A 4,960-nucleotide genomic window follows, 5' to 3' on the forward strand; every position below is an offset into this window, starting at 1 on the left:
CTGCGTCCGGCTCAGGTGCAGTTGCGTCCGGGTCAGGTGCAGTTGCTTCCGCGTCCGGGTCCGGGTCGGGTGCAGTTGCTTTCGCGTCCGGTTCGCTTGCGGGCGAGTCGGCTTCGGATGACGGTCCGTCGGCCGGCCCCTTGGCAGGGCTCGGCTCCGGTTCGGACTTGGCCTCGGCCTGGTCGAAGGCTGGGCGGGCGCTGTGCCACGGGGCGTCCGCGCTGCGGGAGGCAGTCGGGGGCTGGGCGGTGCTGCCCTCTCGTGTCGATGCCGGGCCCTGTGACGGTTCCGCCGCAGGTGTCGGCTCCGGTTCCACCGAAGGGGGCTGTGCCTGCGCCTGCGCCGGTGCCTGTTGGGATGCCGAGCCGTCGCTCGCGCTGCGGGACCGGCGAGGGGCTGCTGCGGCCGACTCTTGTTGACTCGCCGAGTCCTCCGAAGCGCTGCGCGGCCCGGCAGGCGGCACCGCACCCTCACCCGAAGGCACCGCACCCCCACCCGGCGCCCCCTGACTCACCGACCCCTCCGAAGCCGAACGGGCCCGCCGCACAGGGCGATCACCCCCCGCACCCCCCGCACGCACCGGACTGTCACCCGCGCCACGCGCCCCCGACTCGCCTGCCTCACCCTCCTCACCCGCCGGAGACTCGCCCGCCCCGCGTACCGGAGACTCACCCGCCCCCCGTGCCGGACGCTCACCCGCGGCACGTACCGGACGCTCCCCCGCCCCCCGCACCGGACGCTCACCCGCAGCACGCGCCGCACCCCGGGCAGGGCGAGCCGGAGCCGCCGGAAGCTGGCCCTTCAACGGGCCCCATTCGTTCGGGTCGGGGACGCCCGGCGGAAGCATCTGGCGGCGTTTCGGGCCGCCGTGGTCCGACTCGCCCGGTTCCTTCGCGCCGGGCCAGGCTTTGGCGACGCGGGCGGCGAGGACGAAGTCCTTGCGGAGGGGGTGGCCTTCGAAGGTTTCCGGCAGGAGGAGGTGGTCCAGTCCCGGGTGGCCCTCGAAGTCGACGCCGAACATCTCGTGGGTCTCGCGTTCGTGCCAGGCGGCGCCCGCGTAGATGTCGACGGCGGTGGGGAGCGCCGGGGTCTCGTGCGGGACGGTCGTCCGGACGAGGAGTCGGCGTACCGGTGCCAGTGCCACGACGTGGGCCGAGACGCGGAAGCCGGTGCCGGGTTCGTCGACCGCGCTCAGCCAGTCGAAGTAGGTGCAGCCCAGGTCGTCGCGGGCGGTGCGGAGGGCTGTGAGCCAGGTGGTGGGCGGTACGTCGACCGTGAGGAGGTCATAGGACTCCTCGGCCGTGGCCTCCGTACCGAACAGTTCCTCGACCGGAACGGGCAGCCAGCCGACGGCGGTCATCGGGCGTCCCCCGAGCCGGAGCCCGAGCCCGAATCGAAGCCGGAGCCCGAATCGGAGCCGGAGCCCGAATCGGAGCCGGAGTCGGAGGACGCACCCGCACCCGCACCCGCACCCGCACCCGCAGAATCCCCTCCAGGCGCCGGCGTCGGCCCCGTCACCAACCCACTCTGCAGTGCCGCCGTCGAAGGACGCGCCCCCGCCGCCCCGTACCCGTACCGCTCCCCCAACGACTCCCGGGCGATCTTCTCCTGGAGTTTGAGGATGCCCTGGAGGAGGGCCTCGGGGCGGGGCGGGCAGCCGGGGACGTACACGTCGACCGGGATGATCTGGTCGACGCCCTTGGTGACGGAGTAGGAGTCCCAGTACGGGCCGCCGCAGTTGCTGCACGCGCCGAAGGAGATGACGTACTTGGGCTCGGGCATCTGCTCGTAGAGGCGTTTCACGGCCGGGGCCATCTTGTCGGTGACCGTGCCGGAGACGACCATCAGGTCGGCCTGGCGCGGGCCCGGAGCGAAGGGGATGACGCCCAGGCGGATGAAGTCGTGGCGGGCCATGGACGCGGCGATGAACTCGATGGCGCAGCAGGCGAGGCCGAAGTTGAAGACCCAGAGGGAGTAGCGGCGGCCCCAGTTGAGGACCACCTTCATCGGTTCTGGGGCGAGGCGGGCGAGGGCGCCCAGGCGTTTCGGCTCCGGCAGGAACACGGGCTCGGGGGTCACGGGCTCTGAGGTCACGTCCTCGGGGGTCACGTCCATGCCAGGACGCCCTTCTTGTAGGCGTACAGCAGGCCCACAGCCAGGAAGCCGAGGAAGATGAACATCTCGACGAGGGTGGCCGCGCCGTAACCCGGCGCGGCGAAGACCGTGGCCCAGGGGAAGAGGAAGATCGAGTCGACGGCGAAGATGACGTACAGGAACGCGTAGACGTAGTACCGGACTTGGGTGTGGGCCCAGCCCTCCCCGACGGGGTCGACGCCGCACTCGTACGTCAGGAGTTTCTCGGGGGTGGGGACGACCGGGCGCAGCAGGCGGCCCGCGCCGAAGGCCACAGCGACGAAGAGCACGCCGACGACGGCGAGCAGCCCCACGACGGAGTAGGACCGGAAGTAGTCGGCCGAGTCCGCCGCGACGACCACGGTCGGCTCCCGCAAGGACCCCGGAAAGGACCCTGACAAGCTCCCCGGCAGCATCTCCCGCAAGTCCGACCCCTCCTCCTCCGCACAGACTTCCGCACGGGCTTCCCCACGGCCCGCTCCGGTGACCCGGTGCCCCCGTGACCCATGTGAACTCTGTGTTCGACGATCTGTACGCACGGGAGTCTAGGCCCTGTTAAAGGCACGGTAAGCAGCCCGTCACAGCTTGAGCTCCCCAGAGATGCCCCTGATCTCTCCCTGATCTCCCCGTGCTCTCCCCCTGAGATCCCGTGGTGGGGTTTTCCCCAGCAGACCAGGGCGGCGGACCTCATGGCGCTGGAGCGCGTCGCGCGGCACGCTGGCCCATATGACCGTACGCATCCCCTACGCCGACCCGGCGGCACCCGGCGGCGAGCTCGACGCTCTCGACGAGCCGCTGCCGCCCGCCCGCTTCGCCTACGACAGACACACCTGGAAGGAGATCGCGCATCTCCTCACCAATCTGCCGGTGTCGGTGTTCGGCTTCGTCTATGTGGTGACGATGCTGTTCATGAGCGCCGGGCTGACCGTCACCGTGGTCGGATTTCCGCTGCTCGCGCTGGGGTTGATGGGCGCGCGGCTGATCGGGAAGTTCGAGCGGGGCCGGGCCCGGCGGCTGCTCGGGGTGCGGATCGACGAGCCGAGCCCGTTGCCGTGGCGCAAGGGCGGCGGGCTGCTGCAACGGGTGTGGATGGCGCTGAAGGACCCGGTGGGCTGGCGGACGGTGCTGTACGACGGGATGCGCCTGCCGTGGGGCATCGTCACCTTCACCATCACGCTGACCTCGCTGTTCGTGCTGTGGCCGGTGCTGCCGTTCATCGCGCGCGGGCTGGCGAACGCGGACCGGGCGATGGTGCGCGGCCTCCTCTCCCCCTCCGACGAACTGGAGCGCCGTATCGCCGAGTTGGAGTCCGACCGGGGTGTCGTGGTCGACACGGCGGCGGCGGATCTACGGCGGATCGAGCGCGACCTGCACGACGGGGCACAGGCCCGGCTGGTCAATCTGGCGATGGGGCTGGGGCTGGCCAAGGAGAAGCTGCTGGAGGGGCAGGCCGACGAGCAGGTCGCCGCGATGGTCGACGAGGCGCACGGCGAGGTGAAACTCGCGCTCCAGGAGCTGCGGGACCTTGCGCGCGGCATCCATCCCGCCGTCCTCACCGACCGCGGGCTCGACGCCGCCCTGTCCTCCGTCGCCTCGCGCTGCACGGTGCCGGTGAAGGTGACGGCCGACCTCGGCGCGCGCCCGGCCGCCGCCATCGAGGGCATCGCGTACTTCACCGTCTCCGAGCTGCTGCAGAACATCAGCAAGCACAGCGGTGCCCGTACGGCGTCGGTGGACGTGTGGCGCTCGGAGGACCGCCTGCTCATCCAGGTCTGGGACGACGGCCGCGGCGGCGCCCGCCTCGACGGCGGCACCGGCATGCGCGGCCTCGCCGACCGACTCGGCGCGGTCGACGGCCTGTTCGTCCTCGACTCCCCACCCGGCGGGCCCACGACGGTCACGGCGGAGCTGCCGTGGCGGGAGCGGACGGCCGAGTCGGGCCGGGGGTAGGGAAAACCCCCCTTCGAGGACGCCGACGGACTCCATGGCTCGTGGACCTGCGACCGAGCAGTGTGGAGATACGAAAGCACGGCTGCGGAAACGACTAGAACAGGACGACGCCGATGGCCACGGAGTACGGGCAGAGGTCCGGGCAGGGGTACGGATCGCACGGCACGTTCGACCTCGACGAACGGCTCGACGAGCGGCGCCGAGGCCTTCGCCGGCTGCCGACCGCGCTGCGCGCCCCCCTGGAGGCGCGCCACTGGCGCGAGTTCGGCTACGTCCTGCTGAGCCTGCCGATCAGCATCCTGCTCTTCACCTACGCCGTCACGATGGTGTCGCTCGGCGCGGGCCTGCTGATCACCTTCCTCGGCGTTCCGGTCCTGGCGGGCGCGCTGGCCGGCTGCCGCGGCTTCGGCGCGCTGGAACGGGCCCGGGCCCGCCGGCTGCTCGACCTGGACATCGCCGACCCCGAGCCGCTGCGCATGAAGAAGAACGGCCCGATGGCCTGGATGGGCGCGGTCCTCAAGAGCGGCGCGTCCTGGCGCCATCTGCTGTACGCGCTGCTGCACCTCCCGTGGGCGGTCTTCTCCTTCGCCGTCGCCCTCACCTTCTGGTCGTACGGCTGGGCCCTGCTGACGTACCCGCTGTGGTTCTGGCTCTTCCCGATGTACGGCGGTGGGGGCGGCCTTCAGCTCTACGGCGACGAGCACCACCGGATCTATCTGGACAACCCCTTCGAGATCACCGTGACCGCGCTGGTGGGACTGCTGTTCACGCTGGCCACGCCGTGGATCGTGCGGGCACTGACGTTGGTGGACCGGGGCCTGGTGCACGGCCTGCTCGGCCCGTCGAGGCTGGCGACCCGGGTCGTGGAGCTGGAGTC

5 protein-coding genes are annotated in these 4,960 nt (G+C 71.4%); 2 read left to right on the plus strand and 3 right to left on the minus strand.

What is annotated here, in order from left to right:
- The 3 genes from SPR02S_RS63855 to SPR02S_RS32245 form a co-directional block, all read right to left on the minus strand.
- Positions 1–1,360: NADH-quinone oxidoreductase subunit C (locus tag SPR02S_RS63855; protein WP_019061155.1), on the minus strand; the 1,360-nt coding region annotated here is incomplete at its 3' end.
- Positions 1,357–2,115, minus strand: a complete 759-nt coding sequence (locus tag SPR02S_RS32240; protein ID WP_019061156.1) for an NADH-quinone oxidoreductase subunit B — start codon at positions 2,113–2,115, stop codon at positions 1,357–1,359. The genes SPR02S_RS63855 and SPR02S_RS32240, both read right to left, overlap by 4 nt.
- The gene (locus SPR02S_RS32245; protein ID WP_026151050.1) at positions 2,106–2,510 is read right to left on the minus strand and encodes an NADH-quinone oxidoreductase subunit A; all 405 of its coding nucleotides are present in this window, start codon (positions 2,508–2,510) and stop codon (positions 2,106–2,108) included. The genes SPR02S_RS32240 and SPR02S_RS32245 overlap by 10 nt, the downstream gene beginning before the upstream one ends.
- A gap of 349 nt (positions 2,511–2,859) precedes the next feature.
- Here SPR02S_RS32245 and SPR02S_RS32250 point away from each other — a divergent pair, with 349 nt between their 5' ends.
- Positions 2,860–4,083, plus strand: coding sequence for a sensor histidine kinase (locus SPR02S_RS32250; protein ID WP_019061158.1), 1,224 nt, complete (start codon positions 2,860–2,862; stop codon positions 4,081–4,083).
- 113 nt (positions 4,084–4,196) lie between these two features.
- Positions 4,197–4,960, plus strand: a 764-nt coding sequence (locus SPR02S_RS32255) for a sensor domain-containing protein (protein WP_019061159.1), incomplete at its 3' end; no start/stop codon positions are given.

The sequence above is a fragment of the Streptomyces prunicolor NBRC 13075 genome (assembly GCF_000367365.1).
Classification (GTDB): domain Bacteria; phylum Actinomycetota; class Actinomycetes; order Streptomycetales; family Streptomycetaceae; genus Streptomyces; species Streptomyces prunicolor.